Below are 25,050 nucleotides of genomic sequence, written 5' to 3' on the forward strand. Positions count from 1 at the left end.
TTTTAAGTTTGATTTCAATTAAGATGGATGTTAGAACAACCTTGACAGAATTGAGGGAAATATGTTGAACAACAGGGAACAATTGTGGAAGAAAGCAGAAATATTTATTAGGAACTGCTATAAGGAATTAGGTAAAAGTACTGTGGATCTTGAACGAAGATTGCAAGAAATAAAAAAAGAAATTGAAGCAAATGGTTTTTATAAGCATACTTACGAAGAATTAGAGTATGGGGCGAGAATGGCTTGGCGTAACAGCAACCGCTGCATTGGCCGCTTGTTTTGGCAGACACTGCATGTTTTTGATGCCAGACATTTAGAGACAGAGGAAGAAATTTTTGAGAGTTTACTGCAACATATTGAGTTTGCCACAAATAAAGGGAAAATACGTCCAGCCATTACGGTGTTTAAACCGGTTGAAAAGGGTAGAGAGAACGTGCGAATTTGGAACCATCAACTGATTCGCTATGCGGGGTATGAAACAGAACACGGTGTGATAGGAGACTCTTCTTCGATTTCTTTCACGAAAGCATGCGAGCAGATGGGATGGAAAGGGGATAGAACGCATTTTGATATTTTGCCTTTAGTGATTCAGATAAAGGGGAAGAAGCCGAAATGGTTTGAAATCCCGAAAGATCTGATTTTGGAAGTGCCAATTGAACATCCTGAGTTTTCGTGGTTTAAAGATTTGCAATTAAAATGGTATGCAGTTCCGATTATTTCTGATATGAGTTTAGAAATTGGCGGCATTCGTTATACAGCAGCCCCTTTTAACGGCTGGTATATGGAAACAGAGATTGGTGCGCGAAATTTTGCTGATGATGATCGTTACAATATGCTTCCGAAAATCGCCTCCTGCATGGGATTAGACATGAGTACGAACGCAACGCTTTGGAAAGATAAAGCATTAATTGAATTAAATATTGCTGTGCTGCATTCTTATAAAAAAGCAGGTGTCAGCATTGTTGATCATCATACGGCAGCGCAGCAATTTAAGCTGTTTGAACAAAAAGAACAACAAGCTTGCCGCCACGTAACAGGGGACTGGACATGGCTCATACCGCCTGTTTCTCCAGCGACTACTCACATTTTCCATAAAAATTATGACAACACAACGGTTACGCCAAATTATTTTTATCAGGAGCGGCCTTATGAAATAAATGATAGAAAAAGCGATGCCTAACATAGGTGTCGCTTTTTAAAATGAGTGAAAAAGTTTTTTGGGTTAGAGGAAATGGCAGCAAATATTTTTTATGATGATGGAAACAAAGGAAATAATAGAAAGTAGAATGCTGCCTCATAAAATGATTGAACGAGCTATCATCAAATATTTACGTTAAAGCCGTATGAAGCAAGAGTATATTTGTTAAAACAGCAGCGGAACATCTCCTGATGATTCACGAAACAAGGGTTTTTTATTTTTGAAGAAAGCATCATATTTCGTTTTTCAGCCCCATATGATATTGAAATGAAAAAATAACGGGGAGAAGATAAGAATGCAGTTTTATTACGGTGAGCAAATGCCGTTAAGGATTTTGGATGAAGCGGAGTTTTGGAAACATCAAGAAGAAGAGCATACGGTTGTGATTCGGGAGCTTGTCGCTGGATTAGAAGAACCGTTCGTCGAAGCGTTGAAAAAATGGGAAGAAGTCCTTTCTGCGACACATCAACAAGTCGTTCGTTATATTGAATCGGTCATTCGGTCCTCTTATTATATTCCAGCTCAGCTGTATCAACAAGTGTTGCAACTTATATCCTACTGCTTACAGCAAAGTTTAGATTTTATTAAGCTATGCCAACAAATTAAAACAGAAAGCGCAGCGGTAAGTAAAAATTCAACGGCGAAGGTTGTATTAAACCATATCATCCGTGAATCGGAATATTTTGTAGGGATTGCTCAAGCATTGTTATATCGTAAACCTCATATATCATGTTGAAGAAACGGATATACTAGGGGTATTCTCGATAGAATAAAAAGAAGCTGGTCCATAAGTGTCTGGCCCCAATTATCACAATATATAGTGTTTTTATCCATTGTTCGTTGTGGGGGCTGACACTTGCTTTGGGACAGCTTCTTTTGCTTAGTTTATTTTGTGGTTGCTGCGATATATTTATTTTCTAATTCGTCTTTTGTTAGCGGGCGGCTGAAGTAATATCCTTGTGCATATTCGCAGCCGAGCATTTGTAAATAAGAAGCCTGTTCTTCTGTTTCGACTCCTTCACAAATCACTTCGATACCTAGCCGTTTGGACAATAAAAGAATACTATCAATAATTGCAATGTCTCGTTCTTTTTTTGGAATTTCTTTTACAAATGAGCGGTCAACTTTAATTTTATCAATAGGGAAATCTTTAAAATACACTAATGAAGAATAACCTGAGCCGAAATCGTCTAAAGCGATGCGAACACCAATTTTCCTCAGTGTCTCCAACACTTTACTCACTTCTTCAATATTTTTGGCTAATGCTGTTTCTGTTAACTCTAATTCAAGGTTATGTAAATCACAATGATTTTTTTCAAACATGGCGATTAGTTTGTCGATAAAAGTTTTATTTTCAAGGTTTAATGGCGAGATATTCACAGCCATTCGAATATGGAGCCCTTTTTCTTTCCAGTCTTTAAGTTGTCTAGCTGCTTCTTGTAAAACCCATTCGGTTATTTTATCAATCATATTTAACCGCTCACAAATAGGAATAAACTCCATTGGCGATATAGCCCCTAAAGTTGGATGGGTGTAACGCAGCAGCGCTTCTACCCCGATTAGTTTTCCTGTTCCCAGCTGGACTTGCGGTTGATAGACTAAATGAAATGCTTTTTGTTCTAATGCATTCTTTAAGTGGTTTTCTAGTAAGATTAACCGTTGCATTTGTTCGGTCAACGTTTTTTCATAAAAATAAAACTTATTTCTCCCTTCGGTTTTGGCTTGATATAATGCTTGGTCGGCGTGAGAAAGGAGCTCTTCGACCGTTTGTCCATCCTCCGGATAAAAGGCAATTCCAATGGAAGAAGTCATGATGAATTCATAATTTTTAATGTTCCATGGAACTTGCATGCTTTGAATAATTTGTTGTACTGCTCTCGCTGCTTCTTCTTTTGATTGAACGCGGGATAAAAGAACAGTGAATTCATCGCCGCCCCAACGGCCAATGATGTCGGATTCTGATAAGCATGTTTTTAATCGTGTGACAAAGTGTTGCAAAAGTTCATCTCCGACGTCATGCCCGAGAACATCATTCACCCATTTAAAGCGGTCGCAGTCTAAATACACTAAAGCAAAGCGGGTATTATTTTGTTTAGCTTGTTCAATTTGCTTGACTAATTGCTCTTGGAAAAATCTTCTGTTCGCTACTCCTGTCAGTCCATCATAAAACGCCATTTGTTCTAATTTTTCTTCATATGCTTTCTGCTCGGAAATATCCCGCGCTACAGCAATATAATGGAGGAATTGGCCGTTTTCATCAAATATCGATGTGGTATGCGATTCTATCCAAATATAACTTCCGTGTTTTGTTCTAGCTCGATATTCCAATGAATCACGTTCTTTCTTTTTATGGCGGAGTTGTTTGAGCCGTTTTTGAACGACTGGAATATCGTCAGGATGGAGAATGAGCAATAACGATTTCCCTTCAAGTTCTTCCGGTTCATATCCTAGAATTGTTTTATGGGATGGAGACGCATATTGAATGATTCCAGCTTCGTCTACAATACGAATCAAATCTGATGAATGTTCGGTGATTAAGCGGAATTTTTGTTCGCTCTCCTGCAGTGCTTGTTCTGCTTTTACCTTTTCACCTATATCTTTTGAAGTCACTAATATATGTTGCAGGTTGCCCTTTTCGTCAAAAAGAGGGACGGTATGTGATTCAGTAATAATGTAGTAATCATTACTATGACGGTAACGAAAGCGTGCAGTTACCGCTTTCTTTGTTTTAATGAATTCATTAAACAAATTCATGATTTGGTCAAAATCATTTGGATGAATGAGTTCAAAAGCTGATTTACCTTGCAAAACATGGCTTGGATAACCCAATATTTTTTCATAAGAAGGAGAGACGTATTCAAAAACTCCTTCAATGTTTAATAAGCTGACTAAATCGCTCATATTCTCGGTAACGAGCTTATATTTCTCTTTGTTTTCTTGCAACGTTTTCTCAAATTGTTTTCTTTCGCTAATATCTCTAGTAATCGCAACGAATCCTTCAATGTCGCCTTTTTCATTTTTAAGAGGCGATATGGAGAGGCTCACATCGATGAGCATCCCATCTTTTCGTTGCAGTTTGGTTTCCACATTCGTAATATGCTCTCCATTTAAAAGTTTTCTTTCTAGAATATGGCTCGTTTCTCTCCATGAAGAAGGGATAATGGGAAGTTTTTTTCCGATGAGTTCGTCTTTTGTCCAGCCAAACATTGTTTCAAATGCCGGGTTTACATATCGGATCATACTGTTTAAGTCAGTAATGTTAATCGCATCGGACGTGCTTTGAAAAAATGACTGAAGTTTTTCATGTGTCCGGCGTAAGTCCTCGGCTATAGTATATTTATCTGTTATATCTTGAATCACTGAATAAAGCCCTTCTACTTTATGATCGATGCTGATCGGGATATTTTTGATTTTAAGAACCCTTGTATGGCCGTCCTTATGGATAGCTTTAACCACGCATTCGTTTCCTTTGCCTTTAAGAGCGTCTTGAAAGTTATTCCAGGCTATTTTCTGGTCCTCTTCCTCTATATATGATAAAAAATTTTTTTCGATTAAATCAGAAATGCTATATCCAAGAAGCGTTTCAAACTTGCTATTACAGTTTATAAAGTTTCCTGCTGCATCAAAGGAGATAATGCCGTCAGGATTATTAAAAAAAAGAGATTGATACTTAGCTTCTTCAATCTTGAGCTGCCTTGTGTGTTCGCTTTCTTCAATAAATGAGCGAATAAGAATAAGCCCTAGAAAGAAGATGGTGATACTTGCAACTAAGATAAAAATTTCCTTTTGACTGATTCCAGCACTAGCATGATGAAGAGTAGGAAGTTGATCAAGGTTTGTTGCCATCATGGCTGTATACTGTATCCCTGATATGGCAAATCCCATTATGATAGCGGCTGTTAATTTTATTGGATTGGTGAACTTATGTTTTGTTTGAAAGTATTGAAATACATACATAGAAAGAATCGCTAAAAGCATACTAATTCCAATCGATGCAGCGAGCCAAGAAGCTTTATAAGTAATCATGAAATGATCTTTCATCGCTTTCATGCCCGTATAATGCATCACAGCAATGCTAATCCCTAGTAATAAGCCGCTTACAATGTAACGATATGGGGAGTTTTTACAAAAAAATATATAAGAATAGGCGAGAATGCTGCCGATAATAGCAGAGATAAACGAAAAAAGCATTAAAAACCAATTATACGAATGAACGCTACCATTTATTTTAATAGAAAGCATGCTGGTAAAATGCATCGACCAAATTCCAAGTCCCATACAAAAGGCACTAATGATTAACGTGTTCCATTTTCGCGGTTGATCAAGTAACCTAGTTGCTAATTGTAATGATGTATATGAACCTAATATAGAAATCGTAATCGATAAAATAGCAACGGCTGGTTCAAATTTAAGCTGCAACACTTCTATGATAACACCACCTAATAAGGATAAAATAACAAATCCATTATATGTCTCTAGATGGAAGAGAAACAATAAACTTGTCATCAGATGTCCAAGAAATGTCATGAAATGTCGAAAAATAGGTAATATTTGATTATTCATCAAAAAATTTCTATAAAAACTTGATGATGAAAACTCATGAAGAAATTGATAGGAAAAAATGATTTAGATACAACATATATGAGTTTAATTGATAAATAAGAGGGACATAAGTTCCTAGTATCGTTGTCCCGGCTTTTATGATCATTGCAAGTGCACGGGGAGTAGATGAGTTTTTTCAAAGAGGTGTAGTTATAAATGATTAGAGGGGGATGTCGATCGGAATAAAAAAGTGTTTACAGAAGGTGAGTTAGAGGCATTTAAGATGTTACATCCGGAAGGTAGGTCATTAAATATTGCCGTCAGTATAAAAAAGTCTATTAGAAGTATTTAAGAGCTTTTCTTCAAAATCGTATGTGGAACAAAAATGTTCGAAATGGAAATAGGGATATGTTCTACGTTTGTTTATTGTACTAGATATATGCTTATTTTTAGGTAGAGCGAAAATGAGGTTCATTCAACGATATGGTGATGAAGAAGGGAAATAGGTTGCTCAAAAGGCGTTCCCTTCATTTGGCGATGTTTAATTCATTTTTTACCTTCTCAATTAACTCTGGCGATTGATTAATAATCTTTGAGATATATGAATAACCAACAACGGTGATACCAGCCATCATCCAGCTAAACGCCTGCCGGAAAAGTAGCCCTTTTGTAAACGCATCAGTGCCGTATTCGATAATAAGCCATGTTTTGATTACTGCTAAAATGCTGTTTCTCAGCGCAAATCCTAATGTGATAAGTTGGAAAATGACAAAAATCTTTTTCTGAAAAAATAATTTTTTGCTGAAGGTGCGGTCCTGTCCTTGCAGTTCAACGAAATCTAATCCAAAATATAAGGCCATCGGTTGTTTAATAACGATTGTAAGCAAAAAGAAAGTAGCAAGTGCATAATCGTAAAAAACATTGTTCCAAAGCATTTGCAAGGCAGAACCTGCTAAAACATCAATCAGTGTGCCAATGGTTAAGTTTCCGATGATGAAAAGACCGGTAATATTAATGCGTTTTAGTTCGTAAAAGCGATAAAGGCTATAAATAATGCCGGGGACGGAAGAAAAAAGCATAGCATAGTAAGCGCCGATATAATCTTTGCCAACGTTCCAAACAACTAACGGAAAAATAACAAAACAAATAAGGTCTAAGAGAACGATATTTTTCTGCAACCGTTTCACCTCTTGTATTTTATTCTATTATAGTTTGGAAAAATCCTTCCCTTTGCGTGTTATTACGAATAAACCCCCTGCTCTGTTTCAAAGAGAGCAGGGGGCTCAGAGAATTATTCATCTGTTTTTTTCTTTTCTTTTTTCAAACGTCCTTCTCGTCTTGCTGCATCGCGCAACAAAAATTCGATATGCGCATTTACGCTGCGAAATTCTTCTTGCGCCCAACGTTCAATAATTTCATAAAGAGCAGGATCAATTCGTAACGGAAAACTTTTCTTTTTTGCCATATCACTCCACAACCATTAATATAAGCTTCCGGTATTAATGACCGGTTGTGCGCCTCGTTCGGAAATAATTGCTACCATAAGGTTGTTTACCATATTTACTTTTCTCTCTTCATCTAACTCTAGGATGCCTTCATTGTCAAGTTGTTCAATCGCCATTTTTGCCATGGAAACAGCACCTTCAACAATTTTCTTGCGCGCTGCCAAAATCGCTGCTGCTTGCTGGCGCTGCAACATCGCGCTTGCGATTTCTGTAGAGTATGCCAAGTGAGTCAGGCGTGCCTCTATCACTTCAACTCCGGCAACAGTCAGTCGCTCCTGAAGTTCTCTTGTCAGTACATCGGAAACGACATCAGCATTGCCTCTTAATGTAATTTGATCATCTTCAAATGTATCATAAGGGTATTTTGTGGCGACATGGCGAATCGCTGTTTCACTTTGAATTTCAACAAATTCTTCATAATTATCCACATCAAAAATCGCTTTTGCGGAATCAATTACTTTAAATACAATGACTGCGGCAATTTCAATGGGATTTCCTTCAACGTCATTGACTTTTAATTTGCTGCTGTTGAAGTTGCGGACACGAAGGGAAACGGTTTGTCGAATTGTCAATGGAACGGTTAGGAATAAACCGCTGTCGCGAATACTGCCTAGATAGCGGCCAAAAAAGGTAATGACTTTTGCCTGGTTTGGCTGAACAATCGTAATTCCAGTTGCTAAGAGAAGGGCGATAGCGACAAGTAAGGCAGTAAGACCAATCATTTGCTGTGTCAAAAGCGTAAAGGCAGCTCCTCCTAAAAGAAGAATGATGAATAAAATTCCGACGAATCCATTGATATACCACGCTTTTGTTTCTTTCATGTATCGTCTCTCCTTAATATTAATTTTATATCATTATGATATCACTTTTTCAAAAATATGTAAATCAGAAATCGTGATTTTTTCAGAATGAAGCAGGATTGTTTTATTTTCGTTGTATGATATATAAAAAGGTCTCATGATTTTTTAGATTGTTGCAGCTGTTAATGATAGAAGCAAAAATCCATTTGACTGGGAGTGTTCATAATGAATCAGCTTATTCATGGAAAGAGATTAACAGAGTGGCTGCGTATGTATCCGCTTTTAGAAAAAATGATATCGACGGAAGAAGTGTTTTGGCTGAATCCAAACTATACGAAATTTACTAACATGGTGGAAAAGTTGCCATTTGATGAAGGTGATATGCTTGAAGCAGAACAGAGATTGAAACGTTTTGCTCCGTTTATCGCAACGGTTTTTCCAGAAACAAAAAATTTAAAAGGAATCATTGAATCGCCGCTTATTGGAATTGAAAATATGCAGGAAGAATTAGCTGCCATGTTTAAACAATCGATTCAAGGAAAGCTATTATTAAAATGTGATAGTCATCTGCCCATCGCTGGTTCGATTAAAGCAAGAGGCGGAATTTATGAAGTTCTGAAACACGCTGAAGAGCTTGCGCTAGAACATGGATTGGTGTCAATTGAAGATGATTACTCCGTTTTTGCCAGCGATAAGTTTCGCACATTTTTTTCACAATACTCCATTACAGTTGGGTCTACAGGAAATCTCGGATTAAGCATTGGCATCATCAGCGCTAAACTCGGCTTTCGTGTCAACGTACATATGTCGGCAGATGCAAGACAATGGAAAAAAGAGTTGCTAAGAAGTAACGGAGTAAATGTGATTGAGCACAATTCCGATTACAGCTATGCGGTAGAAATGGGACGGAAAGAAGCAGAGAAAGACCCAAATAACTATTTTATTGATGATGAAAACTCTCCGCATTTATTTATGGGGTACGCTGTTGCTGCTTTTCGTTTAAAGAAACAATTAGAAGAAAAAAAGATTGTTGTTGATAAAGACCATCCGTTATTCGTCTATCTGCCATGTGGAGTCGGAGGTGCGCCAGGCGGCATTGCGTTTGGACTTAAATTATTATTTCAAGATGATGTCCACTGCTTCTTTGCTGAACCGACTCATTCTCCTTGTATGTTACTAGGAATGATGACACGGCTGCATGACAGAGTGTCTGTTCAAGATTTCGGGATAGATAACAAAACCGAAGCAGACGGTCTTGCAGTTGGTCGGCCATCTAAATTTGTTGGAAAAACAATGGAAAAACTAGTAAGCGGCATTTATACGATTAATGATCATTATTTATTTATATTATTAAAACGGATGAAAGATGTAGAAGGAATCTCTTTAGAGCCGTCTGCCCTTGCAGGTGTTTATGGACCTGCGCAGTTGGTTGCCGAAGGGAAGCCGTATATGGAGCGGCATGGACTTACGATGAAAAATGCCACCCATATATGCTGGGCCACGGGTGGGAGTCTTGTGCCTAAAGAGGAAATGGAGGCATACTATCAAAAAGCAGTAAACTTTTAAAGAATATTGAAAGATAAAGAGGAAAGCTAGAAAAGAATGATAGGTATAACATATATTTCTATGATTCGTTCAAAAGTTGTATTATTGCTGATAGGAGTAATTTGAGATAAGATAAATATGACTTGTTGACACGAATGATCGTAGCAATTCACAGAGAAGGAGAATAAACATGGATATTCTGCATACAACACTAGGTTTTGCCTTTTCTTCTGAGGCACTCGTTGCCCTGTTAAAAATTATTGCGATTGATATTATTTTGTCCGGAGATAATGCGGTTGTGATCGCGATGGCAACAAGACGACTGCCAAAGCATCAGCAAAATAAAGCGATATTTTGGGGCACGGCAGGCGCGGTCGTCTTGCGGATTTTATTTGCGGCAATTATTGTGTTTTTATTGAAAATTCCGTTTGTCAATCTTATTGGTGGCTTGTTGTTGCTATGGATTGCCTATAAAGTTCTTGTCGAGAGCGAGGAAGAGGCGAATATTCAGTCACACGACCGTCTTTTGAAAGCGATTTGGACAGTTGTTTTAGCAGATGCAGTCATGAGCTTAGACAACGTTGTAGCCGTTGCCGGGGCATCAGATGGACATATCGGAATGATTGCTTTTGGGGTAGCCATTAGTATTCCAATTATGATTTTTGGTTCCAAGGCTATTGTAAGGGTGATGGAGAAGTACGCATGGATTGCCTATGTCGGCTCTGCCATCCTTGCTTGGACAGCCGGGGAAATGATTATGAAAGATAAGCACTTGGCGAACTTTTTGCACATTTCTCACGGCCCAGCGATGTACGTGGTGATTGCTGGTTTGACGATTCTCGTATTAGCTGCTGGATATGTAAAAAATAAAAAGATGGAAACAGAAAAACAAATTACAGCTTAAACCTTATAACAATGCTCCATCGAAAGAAGGATGGGGCTTTTTCTATTGGAGAAGAGTAAAGTGAAAAGGTAAGATAGAAGAAATTTTGATGGAAGTATGTCGGAATCATTAGGGGGAATAGTAATGGTCGATATGTATGTAAGACAATTAGTACAATGGATGAACCAACATCGAAATGAAGAAAATGCGAAACCGATGAAAAAATATATGCGCGACCAATTTGAGTTTCTTGGCATTAAGGCACCACAGCGCAATGCATTGTTAAGGGAGTTTTTAAAAGAGCACGGAAAACCACATTTGGAAGACTTGCCGCAAATGGTTTTAGCGCTCTGGGAACTGCCGGAAAGGGAGTTTCAATATATTGCACTTACTTTGCTTGAGAAAGATGTAAAGAAATTATCCGATGAACATTTAACGTTAGCGGAAACATTGATTGTCACAAAGTCATGGTGGGATACCGTTGATCCTCTTTCCGCAAACATCATCGGAACCATATTGAAAAAACATCCGAAATGGATTGAATCTTATACTAGAAAATGGATTCAGTCTGATTATTTTTGGCTGCAACGCACCGCTATCTTGTTTCAATTAAAATATAAAAAAGAAACAGATGAACAATTGCTTTATCATTATATTCGAATGTGCAAGGACTCAAAAGAATTTTTTATTCAAAAAGCGATTGGATGGGCACTGCGGGAATACTCGAAAACAAATCCAGAAAGCGTAATAAGATTTGTAGAAAGTGAACATTTGGCACCATTAAGTAAGCGTGAAGCACTAAAAATCATTAATAAGCACTAAAACGGATGGAGGTGAAAAGGGTGGAAATACAAAACATATTAATCACAGGGCGGATTTATCAAGAAATGGCGCAAATTTTATTAAAAGAAAAGATCGATAAAGATTTTCGTTTTGTATCAGAAAATGAGGTTTCTCTTGATGATTTGTTATGGGCTGATGCCTATGTCGGGTTTTGTCCAACAGAGAATTTTCAATTTGGCAACATGAAGTGGGTGCATTCATTAGGAGCAGGCGTAGATCGTTTTTTGTTTAATAGAGAGTGGAAAGAAGATGTTCTGCTGACCCGGACGGTTTGTTCGTTTGGACAAAAGATTAGCGAGTATTGTTTAAGCTATATATTGCGGGATTTGCAAGGTCATGATGTTTATGCATGGTATCAGTCAAAAAGACAATGGAAGCAGGTAGTCCCAAAGTCCATACAAGAGCAAAACATTGTTGTATATGGGACAGGAGCAGTTGGACAAGAGGTAGCAAAAAACTTGTTTTCGCTTGGCGTAAAGCCAATCGGCGTTTCACGAAGCGGAGCAGCGAAGCCGTATTTTTCGGAAGTGGTTCCCGTATCTCGAGCAGCTGATGTGATGGTGAAAGCGGATTGGGTGATTAACACACTTCCTTTGACAAAAGAAACATATAAGTTTTTTGATGATGAGTTTTTTTACCGCCTGCAAAATGCAGGATTTATTAACGTTGGAAGAGGAGCAACAGTCGATGATGAAGCGCTGTTGAACGCTTTAGAAAAGCGGTACGTGCGTCTTGCTGTATTAGATGTATTTACGAAAGAGCCTTTATCCACCGACTCTCCATTATGGCAACATCCGAATGTGATCATAACTCCGCATATATCTGCATTAACGTCGCCTGAGGAAGCGGTACAAAGTTTTTTAACCACTCTTAAACATATCGAAGAAAATAAACCAATTGTTAATAAAGTCGATGTGTTAAAAGGATATTAAAGCAGGGAGAAAAAATGAGAGGCGGCCTTATTTGGAGAGGGCTGCCTCTGTTTTCTTATTTAACGGTCTTTTACAATAATGTATGTTGCTTTTATCGGTCCGTGTACACCAACGACTAAGTTCATTTCAATATCTGCCGAGTTGCTTGGCCCTGTAATAAAGTTGATGCAGGACGGGATTTGCTCCCCTTTTTCGATTTGTTTATGGATGAAAACAGCTGCTTGTGTCATGCGTGGAACAATAGTGCTTTTTGGAACAATTGCCACATATGTTTGCGGCAGAAAGCTGACCGTGCGTCCTTTTCCGCCGCTGCTGAAGAGGACAACTGTGCCGGATTCAGCAAGTGTTATATCGCTAAACGTAATGCCGACATTCGCTTTTTCTGCAAATTCAATGTTTTTTTGTCCGATTGAAGCATTCCATACATGGACATCGATCTTTTCACTTGGCCATTCTTCGTGCAAGAGCGGGGATAATCCGTATTCAGCAAAACGCGGATCATCCCAGGTGACGACAGGACCGCCGCCATAGCCCGCAACGACTTGTTTTAATGTTGCAGCGAGCTGGTCTGTTGTCGTTTCTACTACATCTGTATGAATGCGAGAACATTGAGATTTAAATGCTTCTACTAAATCCTCTTGGCTGTATCCTTTAAATACAGACCATTGCGGAAGATGTTTCCAACGAGGACGTGTAACGCCTGTTGTGCGCTGTTCGCGTCCCAGCTTTTTGGCGATGGTTTGTAAAAATTTGTCGCGATGATGAATGATGCCTGCTGTCATGATTGATGATCTCCTTTCTGGCGATTGTGAAACCAATCGCGAAATCTCTCTTTTCCCGGTGCTGGGAATTCGCGAATTTCCGTCCACGCTTTTAATGGCCCAGGACCGTTTGAGATGCGGTTATTCACCGTAAATGGATTCATCGCACTTGGTGCCATTTTTGACCCTAATTTGTAAATTGCTGACGAAGCGGCACCTAAACCGAACGCTTTCATCGCCAATCTTTCGGAAATGGGTGCTTTTCCCTCCCGTTCTACAATCGCTTGGCGATGTTTATGCAGCAAATCATGAAGCGGAATTTTTACAGGGCATGCTTCCGTACAGGCTGCGCATAATGTTGATGCATACGGCAATTCCTTATAATCATCGTATCCTCCTAGTAATGGAGAAAGAACAGCACCGATTGGTCCGGAATAAATTGAACCGTAAGAATGCCCGCCAATATGACGATATACTGGACAAACGTTGACACACGCAGCACAGCGAATACATTGCAATACAGATTGGAATTCCGTGCCTAGAATGTTTGCCCGCCCATTGTCGACAATGACTAAATGAAATTCTTCAGGTCCGTCCACCTCTCCTTGATTGCGTGGCCCCGTAAGTACAGTAATATAGCTTGTTAATTTTTGCCCAACAGCACTGCGAGTTAATAAACTAACGAGAACTTCCATTTCTTCGAATGTTGGAACGATGCGCTCCATCCCCATTACGGTAATTTGCGTTTTTGGTAATGCTGTTACTAAATCGGCGTTTCCTTCGTTTGTTACGAGAGTGATAGAGCCGGATTCAGCGATGGCAAAGTTGCACCCGGTAATGCCGACATCTGCTGTTAAATAGGCTTGCCGCAATGTATGGCGTGCATGCAAGGCTAATTCTTCTGGCTTTTCTGTCTTTTTGTAATCTAGTTTTGCTTTAAAAACGTCACGAATTTGTTCCTTGTTTTTATGAAGCGCTGGAGCAACAATATGTGACGGAGGATCGTGATCATCGATTTGTAAAATGTATTCGCCAAGGTCGGTTTCGATTACCTCGCATCCAGCGGCTTCTAAAACAGGATTTAAATGAATTTCTTCCGTAACCATGGATTTCGATTTTACAATTTTTTTAGCGTTCTTTTTCACGACTACATCACGAATGTATTCGTTTGCTTCTTCTGCTGTTTGTGCAAAGAAAACATGTCCACCGCGTTTGGCGACATTTTCGCTTAATTGCCATAAATAATAATCAAGATTCTCTAATGTATGTTTGCGAATTTCTTCGCCTAATGCCCGCCATTCTTCCCAATTTCCAAGTTCTTTTGCTGCTTCTAATCTCCTTGTTCTCAAGCGTTCTTGAGCCCCGGCTACTGCGCCGCGCATAAACGAATTATGAATTCCTTTCTCTATACGCTCTTTAAATTCACCTGTGCCGATTTTCATTGCCATTGACAATCCCCCCTTTCTTCATTAACGGATGTTTAATACTTCAGCGATATGCATCACTTTAATTGGTTTTCCTTGGCGTTCCATGCGTCCACCGATGTTCATTAAACAGCCGCAGTCTGCACCAATTAAATATTCAGCACCGACCTCTTCAATATGATGAACTTTTTCGTCAACCATTTGCTCGGAAATCGGCCCCATTTTGACCGAGAATGTACCACCGAAACCGCAGCAGTTGTGCGCGTTTGGCAGTGGAACAAATTCTAAACCTTCGACATTTTTTAATAGTCTCATAGGCGCATCTTTTACTCCGAGCAAACGCGTCATATGACATGATGTATGATAGGTTGCCCGTCCTTTTAATTTCGCTCCGACATTTTCGATTTTTAACACATCGACGATAAATTGGGTCAATTCATATGTTTTATCTGCTAATGCTTTTGCTCTTGGCTCCCATTGTGGATCACCTTTAAAAATATGCGGATACTCTTTAAACATCGTTGCACAAGAGCCGGAAGGGGTGACGATATATTCCGCGTTTTCAAACGTGCGAATCATATGTTTCATCGCTTCTTTTGCGTCTTTTACGTAACCGCTGTTGTAAGCTGGCTGTCCACAGCACGTTTGCGCTTCTGGAAATTCAATTTCACACCCTAACCGTTCGAGCAATTCCACTGTTGCTTTTCCGACATTCGTATGAAATAAATCGACTAAACATGTAACAAATAATGTGACTTTCATTGAAACTTCCCCTCCTTATGGAAGAAAACGTTTTCTTTTTTCACTTTACCGTTAAGAAATTAATCAGTCAACAGGTCATCAGATGACTTATGCGATATTATACCATATTTTTTCAACTTTAATAAAATTTTGTATAAAAAAACACTCTCAAATGATCAAAAGATTGAGAGTGCTTTGCATTTTATTGAATGTATTTTGCTAATACTTTTTCTACGTTCCCTAAGTGTTCACGCATTCGCTCTTGCGCCAGCTCGGCGTTTTGTTCTTTAATCGCTTCGAAAATTCGAATATGCTCTTCAAGCAGCTGCTCGCTTGTCGTTTGTTTGGAAAATAGCCAAATTCTCCGTGTTTCGCGCATCGTTTCGACCATCATTCCTGATACATTGTTCATTAAACTAACTAAAATGGGATTTTGGGATGCGCTAGCAACAGCCATATGAAATAGAAAGTCCGCTTTTTCTCCAATTTCTTCGTCTCCAAGTCCTTCCCGCATTTGGTTGAGGGCATGTTCGATTGATTGTAAATCTTTTTCTGTTCTTTTCTGAGCAGCAATACCAGCTGCTCCTACTTCTAGCAATTGGCGGACTTCCAATAAATGAGCAATGTCTTCTTTATTCATAAGCACAGCAAGTGAAATCGGAAAGGAAAACATCGTTGGATCAAACTCGCGGACGTATGTGCCTTCACCTTGTTTCATTTCAATTAGTCCCATCGCTCGAAGCGCACTTAATGCTTCGCGAATCGCTGCACGTCCAACATTAAAATTTTCGGCTAGCTGTTGAACGGAGTCTAATTTATCGCCAGGTTTTAGCACGCCTGTTTTAATCATATCAAAAATAGCTTCTGCAACTTCTTCATATATTTTTTTAGGTTTAATTTGTTTATATTCCAATGTGTTCACCTCAATAGGAAAAACTCAAACCGTTTAATCATACTTATTATACATAGAACGAAACAGCAGTGAAAATGTTTCGTAATGGCTATCATTTTTGCAAAGAAAGGAGGATAATACAAAATGTTCGGAAAATTTAATTTTTAGTATTGTTTTTTTTTCAAATCAATCATATAATTTGAGGCATCAGGGTCATTTTATCACTCGGTCATCAGATGACCTTATTATTGTGAAGAGGATCATTTTGTGTATGAATGAAAACGGTTTCTTGAGGAGGGGGACTTTAGTTACGTTTTAATTTGAGAGGTCTTCTGTATTTCTCAATTTTAGGGTGATGGGAGGGGCTCATACAATGACGTGGACGCAAAATTTTACACCTGTTGGAGATCATCTTGCTTTATCTGCTTTAGTAGCACTTATTCCGATTTTATACTTCTTCTGGGCGCTCGCAATCAAGCGAATGAAAGGATATATGGCTGGGCTTACTACATTGCTTGTTGCGCTGGCTATCGTTGTAGTCGTTTATAAAATGCCGGTTGGAATGGCAGTGATGTCAGTAAGTCAAGGTGCTGTTTACGGGATATTGCCAATTGGCTGGATTATTATTACATCTGTGTTTTTATATAAGCTAACGGTGAAAACCGGGCAATTTGATATCATTCGCAACTCGGTCTTATCGATTACTGAAGACCGACGTTTACAAGCATTATTGGTAGCGTTCTCATTTGGTGCTTTTTTGGAGGGGGCAGCAGGATTCGGTGCTCCTGTAGCGATTTCGGCAGCTTTGCTTGTTGGATTAGGTTTTCATCCTTTATATGCAGCGGGAATTTGTTTAATTGCTAATACGGCTCCGGTGGCATTCGGTGCAATCGGAATTCCGATTACCGCGATGGAAGGGCCGACAGGAGTTCCGGCGATGGAAATATCAAAAATGGTAGGTCGTCAATTACCGTTTTTATCTATATTCATTCCATTTTATCTAGTGGTTATTATGGCTGGATTGAAAAAGACGATGGAAGTATTGCCGGCTATTTTAGTATCAGGTCTTTCCTTTGCGTTAACGCAATATTTGAGCTCAAACTTTTTAGGACCTGAATTACCTGATATTTTATCCGCGTTAGTTTCATTGGCAGCATTGGCAATTTTCTTGAAATTTTGGAAGCCTAAGTCTATTTTCCGTTTTCAGTCTGATGCCTATCCTGAAATAGCGGCAACTGCTTTAGCAAAGCAAGCTACGCATACAAAAGGTGAAGTGTTTAAAGCATGGTCACCATTCTTAGTATTAACGACATTTATTTCGGTTTGGGGGATTCCGGCAATTAAAGCAGCTTTAACGGGTCATTATGAGGGAACAAACGGTTTATTAAAGTTAATCAATGCACTTGGTCATCAATTGACATTTATGCCTGAAGTACCTGGATTGAACAACAAAATTATAAATGCAAGCGGTCAACCGATCGCAGCTGTCTATAAACTAGAATTGTTAGGTGCTGCGGGTACAGCGATTTTGCTGGCAGCCGTTGTGACAAAATTTATTGTAAAAATTTCTTGGAGAGATTGGACGGCAACATTTGTTGAAACATTAAAAGAATTAAAGTTTCCAATCATCACGATTGGAGCTGTAGTCGGATTCGCCTATGTAGCAAATGCTTCAGGGATGAGTACGACGCTTGGAATGGCATTAGCAAAAACAGGTGTGTTATTCCCGTTCTTCTCACCATTTCTCGGGTGGTTAGGAGTGTTTATTACAGGATCAGATACATCTTCTAACTTGTTATTTGGGAATCTCCAAAAAGTTACGGCAACATCCATCGGAATGGATCCGGTGCTTGCACTTGCTTCGAACTCGTCTGGGGGAGTAGTTGGGAAAATGATTTCGCCTCAGTCGATTGCTGTTGCCTGTGCTGCGGTAGGTTTAGCAGGAAAAGAATCTGATTTGTTCCGTTTTACAATTAAACATAGTGTTTTTCTAATCTTTTTGATTGGTATTCTCACATTCCTGCAATCTAACGTTTTATCATGGATGATTCCATAAATATCTAGGAAGGGACCGTCATAATGGTAGCTGTTCTGCCTTAGTGACTCAGTCCCTTTTCCTTTTTGCAAATGGGAGTTCATATAGAAGTATGTATGATAACAGGTGATAGAAAGGATGAGAACCGTTGATTTCGAATGAAGTAAAGCAAAGGTTGATTAGCATTGTTGGGTTAGAAAACTATGATGACTCTAAAGCGGGAAGACTTGTTTACTCATACGATGCAACACCGCAGTTTCAGTCCCTTCCTGATGCGGTCATTGCGCCGAGAAATACAAAAGAAGTTTCAGAGATTGTGAAAATTTGCAATGAACATCGCATTCCCATTGTTCCAAGGGGTTCAGGCACTAATCTTTGCGCGGGAACGTGTCCGACGGAAGGCGGCCTAGTACTTATTTTCAAACATATGAACAACATTTTAGAAATTGATGAAGAGAATTTGACGGTAACGGTTCAGCCTGGAGTCATTACGTTGGACTTGATTAAAGCGGTTGAAGCAAAGGGGCTTTTTTATCCACCTGACCCTAGCTCGATGAAGATTTCTACCATTGGTGGGAGCATTAATGAAAACTCCGGCGGTTTGCGCGGATTAAAATATGGCGTGACCCGCGACTATGTGATGGCATTGGAAGTTGTTTTGGCAAATGGTGATATCATTCGCACAGGTGGAAAATTAGCCAAAGATGTGGCGGGATATGACTTAACTCGTTTATTTGTCGGTTCTGAAGGTACGCTTGGAATTATTACAGAAGCAACGTTAAAACTGATTCCAATGCCGGAGACGAAGAAAACGATGCTCGCTCTTTATCAAGATTTAGAAGCAGCCGCGCGTTCTGTGTCCCAAATTATCGCTAACAAAATTATTCCGACGACGCTTGAATTCCTTGATCAGCCAACGCTTGAAGTGGTTGAAGCCTATGCACAAATTGGCCTTCCGACAGATGTAAAGGCTGTTCTTCTTATTGAACAGGATGGGCCGAGTGAAGTGGTGGAACGAGATATAAAGAAAATGGAAGAGATTTGTAAGAAAGAACAAGCCGTTTCGGTGAAAGTGGCTCAATCCGAAGCTGAAGCAGATGCATTACGCACAGCGAGACGTTCGGCACTTTCGGCATTAGCACGTTTGAAACCAACAACGATTTTAGAGGATGCAACGGTGCCGCGCTCAGAGATTGCGAAAATGGTGAAAGCAATTAACGAGGTTGCCGAAAAGTATAATGTAAAAATTTGCACTTTCGGTCATGCCGGTGATGGGAATCTTCACCCGACTTGCCCGACTGATGCGCGCGACCGTGAGGAAATTGAACGCGTCGAAAAAGCGTTTGAGGAAATTTTTGCGAAGGCAATTGAACTTGGTGGCACGATTACGGGTGAGCATGGAGTAGGGATAATGAAAGCTCCTTATTTGGAATGGAAGCTTGGTCGGGAAGGAATTGCAGCGATGAAAGCAATTAAAAATGCGCTTGATCCTAATAATATTATGAACCCTGGAAAGGTGTTTGCAAAAAGTACGCGAAAACGAGTGGTGATAACAAGATGACAACAGCAAAAGAGCGGAAAGTAATGCAGCAGCAATTTAAAGAACGAATGAATGAAGACGAACTCATGAACTGTATGCGCTGCGGTTTTTGTCTTCCAGCGTGTCCGACATATATCGAATCTGGTTTTCAAGAAACGCATTCGCCGCGGGGGCGTATCGCTTTGATGAAGGCAGTGGTTGATGGTCTCATTGAACCGGATGAAGATGTGGAACGAACGCTGAATATGTGTTTAGGATGCCGCGCCTGTGAACCTGTTTGTCCATCTGGAGTTAACTACGGACATTTACTCGAAGAGGCGCGTGACATCATTCAACAAAACAAAAAATATTCATTGCCGGTTCGTATGCTTCGCAAGGCAGTATTTGGAGGATTGTTTCCGCATTCTCATCGCATGCGCACAATAACAGGTCTTATCAGCTTTTATCAACGTTCCGGCTTGCAGCGAATTGTTCGTAATACTGGGTTGCTAAATTTATTGCCTGCTCAACTGAAAGAAATGGAAAAGGTATTGCCGAAAGTCCCGACTTTGAAGGAAATGAAACACCGTCCAGAACATTTGCCGGCACAGGGAGAAACAAAGCGGCGTGTTGCCTTTTTTTCCGGTTGTTTAATGGATACGATGTTTATGGAAACGAATGATGCCACGATGAAATTACTGCAGCTGGCAGGATGCGAAATCGTGATTCCTCCTGCGCAAACATGCTGCGGGGCACTGCATGGTCATAGCGGAGAGAAAAGTCAGGCAAAAGAATTAGCCAAACGCAACATTGAAGCATTTGAAGGATTAAATGTTGATTATATTATTACGAATGCTGGAGGTTGCGGCGCTTTCTTGATGGAGTATGATCATTTATTAAAGGATGACCCAGCCTGGGGCGAGCGTGCTAAAGCATTTACAGAAAAAATAAAAGATATTTCTGTCATTTTAGTAGAACTGAACTTCCATAAAAAAGGGTTGAAGCTCCCGTCCCAAGTCGTGACATATCAAGATTCATGCCATTTACGGAATGTGATGAAAACATCGGCAGCTCCGAGGATTTTGCTTCAATCGATTGAAGGTGTCGAATTTCGCGAAATGAAAGATGCTGACCGCTGTTGCGGTTCTGCAGGAATTTATAATATTGTCGAGCCGGAGATGTCGATGCAAATTCTCGACTATAAAATGGAACAAGTAAAGGAAACAAAAGCAACAACGATTGTCACTGCGAACCCAGGTTGTTTATTGCAAATGAAGCTTGGCATTGAAAGGGAAGGTTTGTCTGCTCACGTTCGCGCTGTTCATATTGTTGAACTCCTCTTGGAAGCGGCTGAAGCAAGTGGTTTCACAGTTAATCAGCAATGGCAAATGCCGGAACATATTAGAAAAACTTCTTAGTTTGTCACTGGAACTACTCCCACTTTAGCTTCGTTTCAAAGTAGAAATCTTTTGCCTGTTTAAGATAAAAAACAGGGAGCACTTACAACAGTAGTTGCTCCCTATTTTTTGTAAGTTTCTTCGTTTTACAGGGCTGTTTTCATGAGTTTATGAATAACGCTTAATGAACGCCCTGTGCCGATCGCAACCGATTCCAGTGGGTTTGGTGCTAGGTGGACAGGAACGAATACTTCTTTGCTTAGCCACTCTTGCATTCCGTTTAGAAGAGCGCCTCCGCCAGTGAGAATAATGCCGCGTTCAATGATGTCACCACTTAATTCTGCTGGGCAATCTTCTAAAGCTGCACGCACTGCACCAAGAATTTGCTGAAGTGATTCCGCTATCGCTTCTTGTACTTCTGTTGAGGTTAATGTGATCGCTTTTAGAAAACCCGTAACTAGATCACGGCCATGAACATCCATTGTTTTTTCTGTATGATTGATCGGTGCATAACCGATTTCGATTTTGACTCGTTCGGCCGTGCGTTCACCAATAAGTAAGTTATATTTTTTACGCACATATTGAATAATATCTTCATCAAGCTGGTCGCCGCCAATACGAATCGAATGACAGGCCACCACACCGCCGAGCGAAATAATCGCTGTTTCCGTTTTTCCTCCACCAATATTGACAATCACATTTGCTACCGGCTCATCGACAGGTAAATCCGCACCGATCGCGGCAGCCACTGGTTCTTCAATCAAATAGACGTTCTTAGCACCGCAGCTTTTTACCGCTTCATGAATCGAACGGCGTTCCACGGAAGTAGAATGATATGGAGTACTAATCACTACATTAGGTTTTTTGAGAGAAAAACCTAATCTTTTACTTGCCAATTTCATGATTTGTTTCAGTAAAGCCGTTGTTTTGTCAAAATCAGCAATGACTCCATTTTTTAATGGACGAATTGTCTCGACTTTTCCCGGCGTTTTTCCAATCATCATTTTCGCCTCAGAGCCCACGGCTAGTACATCATTTGTCTCCGTATTAATCGCCACAACAGATGGTTCATTGACAATGATTCCTTTGTTTTTACTGTATACTAAAACGTTCATTGTTCCTAAGTCAATTCCGATTTCTGGATTCGTGAACACCATTTTCTTTCACCAACCTTATTTAGTCTAGACCTCCCCATACCTCTTCTGATTTTGTTATTGATTTATGAGGGTAAGTCTTATGGAAATTTATTCTAAATCCTGTGGATCATTGTTGTGTTAAAATAGATGGCAGATTTGCACTTTGCAGCTAGGAGTGAAGCGAATTGAAAGAGTATTTAACATATGACGACATCGTGAAAATATGTGAACAAATTAACGAAAAGCATCTTCCTGATGATGGACCGTTTGCTGAAAAAGTGGACGATCTATTAGAACAATATGATGAAAAAACACCTTTACAATTTATACTTAAAGCTTTTCGAGAGTTTTTAAAACTCGTTGATTCAGAAATTGATAAAATTGAACAAAATGTTAACATTCGCCCAACGTGTGCAAAAGGCTGTGCGCATTGTTGTTATTTTCCGATTATTACCACAAAGCTAGAAGCGAAATTGATCAAAGCCTATATTGATGGTTTACCAGCTAAAGAGCGTGAGGATATTGTTAACCATTTGCATGTGTACTTTCAGCGAAATCAAACGATATTATCAAAGGTATGTACGCTTGATTTTACGAAAGATGCTCGTTTTAAAGAAAAATATATTGCTAAACAAGTACCGTGTCCGTTTCTTGATTTAAGGACCAACACATGTAAGGTGTACGAGGTGCGCCCGATTCCTTGCCGTACGTATTTAAATTATGGAAATCCGCGTGTTTGCGCTGATTCTTACATTCCAGACGAGCCATTCAGCTATGAATTTTTCTATGATTATTACATGGAGGCGTTGAATGAACTTATTCAAGAGCTTCTTTATAACGGTGAAGAATTGGACTTTGATTATCCTGATGACGTATTTACCCTTAATTATTTGCCTGTCCTTTTACAGCAAGAATTGCAGAAAAGTGGATGGCGATCAAATTAATCCATTGGCTAAAAGCGGCAACCATTATTGTACTTTATTATAAAATGAAGGGGCTGACCCATCAGTGTCTGACCTCACGTACCTTTCACAATATATAGTTCATTTATCCAAGGTTATGTCCTATATATTGTGTTGTGGGGTCTGACACGTTGCTTTCGGGTCAGCCGATTGGTTAAGAAATTTAATGAATTACAAACGTTTTGCACCAATAAATTTTCCTTTCCAATATGAATTGCTCATTTTATCAATTTTTACGCCTTTTGATGATGTGGCATGGATAAATTGATTGTTTCCAACATAAATGGCAACGTGAGAAGCTCCTTTTTTATAGGTACTAAAGAAGAGCAAATCGCCAACACGCAAATTCGATTTATATACTGGTTTACCTTTTTGATACATTTGCGCAGCTGTGCGTGGAAGAGTTTTTCCGATTTTTTTATGTGTATAGTAAACAAAACCGGAGCAATCAAATCCTCTAGGTGTTGTACCACCCCACTTGTAAGGAGTGCCGATGAGCCTTTTTGCTTCGATAATTAATCGGGAAACAGAAGCAGCTTCTGTTTTGGTAGGTGTCACTATGCTGCAATTGACAATTAGGGCTAACGATAGCAATGCTGTTACCATTGCTTTTTTCATTTGTATAACCTCCGCATAGTTTCTTGTTTGCTGACAGGTTAAGTATAACAAAAATAGTGTCGAAATTTTGTTACAGTTGAATTAAATAGTGTTACAAAGTCGAAATTTTGTTACAGTTGAATTAAATAGTATTACAAGAGGTTTACAAAATTTAAAGATAAGCCTATATAATCTGGTCATAAAATGAGAGGGGACGAAAAGAGACAGTGGTGAGATGATTCATGTTTCAAAGTGAAAAAGTAAAGCCTGTTTCAACTTAAAGAAAAAATTTTTTCGGGGGTGTGTATAAAAATTGGAAGTTAAGGACAGAATGGTAACGTAAAGTTTTCCAAGTATTCCCCCGATCCCCTATGAATATATGTAAAGCCCGCCTAAACAGGCGGGCGCTTTTTTTGCCATTTTTATGAATAAAAAAAGCAGGAACATACCGAATGATGTTTCCTGCTCTTTATGTATATAACCGTTCGGAAGCTACAAAGCCGCTGCATTGTTATAAATGATTATACTCGTTTTACGCCAATGAACTTTGGTTTCCAGTAAGAGCTATTTAAACTGTCCACTTTTACACCTTTACTAGTAGCGTGAATGATTTTGTTGTTGCCGATATAAATCGCAACGTGTGATGCGCCTTTTTTGTATGTACTAAAAAAGACTAAGTCGCCTGGAAGCATTTTTGACTTATGTACCGTCTTACCTTTTTGATACATTTGCGCAGCTGTGCGTGGAAGAGTTTTTCCGATTTTTTTATGTGTATAGTAAACGAAACCGGAGCAATCAAATCCTTTTGGTGTTGTGCCTCCCCATTTATAAGGAGTGCCGATTAATTTTTTTGCTTCTGTCACAACTCGATGAGAGACAGTCGCAGCTTCTGTTTTGGAAGGATTTACAAAATGGAAGAAAAGTAAAAATGATAACAATGCAGCGACAAATGACTTTTTCAACTTTGTAACCTCCGCTTCATTTATTGTCGTTTCATGGATTGATAGCTTAAGTATAACAAAAAAAGTGTCGAAATTTTGTTACATATGTATTAAATAATGTTACAAAACGATTACAAAAAGATAATAAATGGAATAAAAATGTGGATAAAAGTCGATTAGTGGCTTTTTTAGGAGGCAACAATCATATTTTTACAAAAATGTTTATAAACAAGTGGAGAAAGATATTTATAATATGGTGATTAAGGAGGCTTTGCTTTAGGGACAACTTCTTTAATGCTACAAACCTATAAACGTGTAGCACAACGAATAATGATGGAACGATGCAAAAAAGGTTGCATTCCCGTTTCCATTTGTTTATTGTAAAAAAATAAGACGT

General features: G+C 39.2%; 21 protein-coding genes. 10 read left to right on the forward strand and 11 right to left on the reverse strand.

Annotated features, from left to right (window positions below; translation table 11 throughout):
- Positions 1 to 61: 61 nt before the first annotated feature.
- Positions 62 to 1,180, forward strand: coding sequence for a nitric oxide synthase oxygenase (locus tag HNQ85_RS13590; RefSeq protein WP_181538267.1), 1,119 nt, complete (start codon positions 62 to 64; stop codon positions 1,178 to 1,180).
- 313 nt (positions 1,181 to 1,493) lie between these two features.
- Positions 1,494 to 1,934 carry a DUF2935 domain-containing protein gene (locus HNQ85_RS13595; protein ID WP_181538268.1) on the forward strand — a complete coding sequence of 147 codons (441 nt, stop codon included), beginning with the start codon at positions 1,494 to 1,496 and terminating at the stop codon, positions 1,932 to 1,934.
- A 149-nt stretch (positions 1,935 to 2,083) separates the two neighbouring features.
- On the opposite strand, the gene HNQ85_RS13600 is transcribed toward HNQ85_RS13595, so the two are convergent.
- From HNQ85_RS13600 to HNQ85_RS13615, 4 genes are all read right to left on the reverse strand, one after another.
- Positions 2,084 to 5,620 (reverse strand): bifunctional diguanylate cyclase/phosphodiesterase, encoded by a 3,537-nt coding sequence (locus tag HNQ85_RS13600; RefSeq protein ID WP_220129236.1) that lies wholly within the window; start codon positions 5,618 to 5,620, stop codon positions 2,084 to 2,086.
- 647 nt (positions 5,621 to 6,267) lie between these two features.
- Positions 6,268 to 6,918, reverse strand: coding sequence for a VC0807 family protein (locus HNQ85_RS13605; RefSeq protein WP_181538270.1), 651 nt, complete (start codon positions 6,916 to 6,918; stop codon positions 6,268 to 6,270).
- Positions 6,919 to 7,031: 113 nt separating this feature from the next.
- A complete protein-coding gene (locus HNQ85_RS13610; RefSeq protein WP_020961368.1) occupies positions 7,032 to 7,205 on the reverse strand; it encodes a type II toxin-antitoxin system antitoxin in 174 nt (57 codons plus the stop codon).
- Between the two features lie 15 nt (positions 7,206 to 7,220).
- Positions 7,221 to 8,066: an SPFH domain-containing protein gene (locus HNQ85_RS13615; protein ID WP_181538271.1), complete on the reverse strand. Its 846-nt coding sequence runs from the start codon at positions 8,064 to 8,066 to the stop codon at positions 7,221 to 7,223.
- Positions 8,067 to 8,270: 204 nt separating this feature from the next.
- Between HNQ85_RS13615 and HNQ85_RS13620 the strand changes: the two genes are divergently transcribed.
- From HNQ85_RS13620 to HNQ85_RS13635, 4 genes are all read left to right on the forward strand, one after another.
- Entirely contained in the window at positions 8,271 to 9,611 is a 1,341-nt protein-coding gene (locus tag HNQ85_RS13620) for a D-serine ammonia-lyase (protein ID WP_181538272.1), read from the forward strand.
- A 169-nt stretch (positions 9,612 to 9,780) separates the two neighbouring features.
- The gene (locus HNQ85_RS13625) at positions 9,781 to 10,494 is read left to right on the forward strand and encodes a TerC family protein (RefSeq protein WP_181538273.1); all 714 of its coding nucleotides are present in this window, start codon (positions 9,781 to 9,783) and stop codon (positions 10,492 to 10,494) included.
- Positions 10,495 to 10,617: 123 nt separating this feature from the next.
- On the forward strand, positions 10,618 to 11,295 hold the full coding sequence (locus HNQ85_RS13630) for a DNA alkylation repair protein (protein WP_181538274.1): 678 nt from the start codon (positions 10,618 to 10,620) through the stop codon (positions 11,293 to 11,295).
- 20 nt (positions 11,296 to 11,315) lie between these two features.
- Positions 11,316 to 12,248: an NAD(P)-dependent oxidoreductase gene (locus HNQ85_RS13635; RefSeq protein WP_181538275.1), complete on the forward strand. Its 933-nt coding sequence runs from the start codon at positions 11,316 to 11,318 to the stop codon at positions 12,246 to 12,248.
- A 59-nt stretch (positions 12,249 to 12,307) separates the two neighbouring features.
- Here the strand turns inward: HNQ85_RS13635 and HNQ85_RS13640 are convergent, their stop codons facing one another.
- The 4 genes from HNQ85_RS13640 to HNQ85_RS13655 all read right to left on the reverse strand — a co-directional run bounded on the left by HNQ85_RS13640 (position 12,308) and on the right by HNQ85_RS13655 (position 16,087).
- Positions 12,308 to 13,030: a LutC/YkgG family protein gene (locus HNQ85_RS13640; protein WP_181538276.1), complete on the reverse strand. Its 723-nt coding sequence runs from the start codon at positions 13,028 to 13,030 to the stop codon at positions 12,308 to 12,310.
- Positions 13,027 to 14,457: a LutB/LldF family L-lactate oxidation iron-sulfur protein gene (locus HNQ85_RS13645; RefSeq protein WP_181538277.1), complete on the reverse strand. Its 1,431-nt coding sequence runs from the start codon at positions 14,455 to 14,457 to the stop codon at positions 13,027 to 13,029. Before HNQ85_RS13645 ends, HNQ85_RS13640 begins: the two co-directional genes overlap by 4 nt.
- 21 nt (positions 14,458 to 14,478) lie before the next feature.
- Complete coding sequence (locus HNQ85_RS13650) at positions 14,479 to 15,195, reverse strand: (Fe-S)-binding protein (protein ID WP_181538278.1); 717 nt, start codon at positions 15,193 to 15,195, stop codon at positions 14,479 to 14,481.
- A gap of 181 nt (positions 15,196 to 15,376) precedes the next feature.
- Positions 15,377 to 16,087, reverse strand: coding sequence for a FadR/GntR family transcriptional regulator (locus tag HNQ85_RS13655; RefSeq protein ID WP_181538279.1), 711 nt, complete (start codon positions 16,085 to 16,087; stop codon positions 15,377 to 15,379).
- Between the two features lie 352 nt (positions 16,088 to 16,439).
- Between HNQ85_RS13655 and HNQ85_RS13660 the strand changes: the two genes are divergently transcribed.
- The 3 genes from HNQ85_RS13660 (at position 16,440) to HNQ85_RS13670 (ending at position 21,038) form a co-directional block, all read left to right on the forward strand.
- On the forward strand, positions 16,440 to 18,122 hold the full coding sequence (locus HNQ85_RS13660) for an L-lactate permease (RefSeq protein WP_181538280.1): 1,683 nt from the start codon (positions 16,440 to 16,442) through the stop codon (positions 18,120 to 18,122).
- A gap of 127 nt (positions 18,123 to 18,249) precedes the next feature.
- Complete coding sequence (glcD, locus tag HNQ85_RS13665; protein ID WP_181538281.1) at positions 18,250 to 19,662, forward strand: glycolate oxidase subunit GlcD; 1,413 nt, start codon at positions 18,250 to 18,252, stop codon at positions 19,660 to 19,662.
- Positions 19,659 to 21,038 carry a (Fe-S)-binding protein gene (locus HNQ85_RS13670; RefSeq protein ID WP_181538282.1) on the forward strand — a complete coding sequence of 460 codons (1,380 nt, stop codon included), beginning with the start codon at positions 19,659 to 19,661 and terminating at the stop codon, positions 21,036 to 21,038. The genes glcD and HNQ85_RS13670 overlap by 4 nt, the downstream gene beginning before the upstream one ends.
- A 125-nt stretch (positions 21,039 to 21,163) precedes the next feature.
- Here HNQ85_RS13670 and mreBH read toward each other — a convergent pair whose 3' ends face one another.
- Entirely contained in the window at positions 21,164 to 22,171 is a 1,008-nt protein-coding gene (gene mreBH, locus HNQ85_RS13675) for a rod-share determining protein MreBH (RefSeq protein ID WP_343046530.1), read from the reverse strand.
- 167 nt (positions 22,172 to 22,338) lie between these two features.
- Here mreBH and HNQ85_RS13680 point away from each other — a divergent pair, with 167 nt between their 5' ends.
- Positions 22,339 to 23,097 carry a YkgJ family cysteine cluster protein gene (locus HNQ85_RS13680; protein WP_181538284.1) on the forward strand — a complete coding sequence of 253 codons (759 nt, stop codon included), beginning with the start codon at positions 22,339 to 22,341 and terminating at the stop codon, positions 23,095 to 23,097.
- Positions 23,098 to 23,286: 189 nt separating this feature from the next.
- Here HNQ85_RS13680 and HNQ85_RS13685 read toward each other — a convergent pair whose 3' ends face one another.
- Positions 23,287 to 23,733: a C40 family peptidase gene (locus HNQ85_RS13685; RefSeq protein WP_181538285.1), complete on the reverse strand. Its 447-nt coding sequence runs from the start codon at positions 23,731 to 23,733 to the stop codon at positions 23,287 to 23,289.
- Positions 23,734 to 24,233: 500 nt separating this feature from the next.
- The gene (locus HNQ85_RS13690) at positions 24,234 to 24,674 is read right to left on the reverse strand and encodes a C40 family peptidase (RefSeq protein ID WP_181538286.1); all 441 of its coding nucleotides are present in this window, start codon (positions 24,672 to 24,674) and stop codon (positions 24,234 to 24,236) included.
- Positions 24,675 to 25,050: the final 376 nt, after the last annotated feature.

The organism is [Anoxybacillus] calidus (genome assembly GCF_013760845.1).
GTDB classification, from domain to species: Bacteria; Bacillota; Bacilli; order Bacillales; family Anoxybacillaceae; genus Paranoxybacillus; species Paranoxybacillus calidus.

Coding starts and splice junctions, on each gene's coding strand:
- HNQ85_RS13590 (WP_181538267.1), top strand. CDS start 62: ATGTTGAACAACAGGGAACAATTGTGGAAGAAAGCAGAAATATTTATT.
- HNQ85_RS13595 (WP_181538268.1), top strand. CDS start 1,494: ATGCAGTTTTATTACGGTGAGCAAATGCCGTTAAGGATTTTGGATGAA.
- HNQ85_RS13610 (WP_020961368.1), bottom strand. CDS start 7,205: ATGGCAAAAAAGAAAAGTTTTCCGTTACGAATTGATCCTGCTCTTTAT.
- HNQ85_RS13615 (WP_181538271.1), bottom strand. CDS start 8,066: ATGAAAGAAACAAAAGCGTGGTATATCAATGGATTCGTCGGAATTTTA.
- HNQ85_RS13620 (WP_181538272.1), top strand. CDS start 8,271: ATGAATCAGCTTATTCATGGAAAGAGATTAACAGAGTGGCTGCGTATG.
- HNQ85_RS13625 (WP_181538273.1), top strand. CDS start 9,781: ATGGATATTCTGCATACAACACTAGGTTTTGCCTTTTCTTCTGAGGCA.
- HNQ85_RS13630 (WP_181538274.1), top strand. CDS start 10,618: ATGGTCGATATGTATGTAAGACAATTAGTACAATGGATGAACCAACAT.
- HNQ85_RS13640 (WP_181538276.1), bottom strand. CDS start 13,030: ATGACAGCAGGCATCATTCATCATCGCGACAAATTTTTACAAACCATC.
- HNQ85_RS13645 (WP_181538277.1), bottom strand. CDS start 14,457: ATGGCAATGAAAATCGGCACAGGTGAATTTAAAGAGCGTATAGAGAAA.
- HNQ85_RS13650 (WP_181538278.1), bottom strand. CDS start 15,195: ATGAAAGTCACATTATTTGTTACATGTTTAGTCGATTTATTTCATACG.
- HNQ85_RS13660 (WP_181538280.1), top strand. CDS start 16,440: ATGACGTGGACGCAAAATTTTACACCTGTTGGAGATCATCTTGCTTTA.
- HNQ85_RS13670 (WP_181538282.1), top strand. CDS start 19,659: ATGACAACAGCAAAAGAGCGGAAAGTAATGCAGCAGCAATTTAAAGAA.
- HNQ85_RS13685 (WP_181538285.1), bottom strand. CDS start 23,733: ATGAAAAAAGCAATGGTAACAGCATTGCTATCGTTAGCCCTAATTGTC.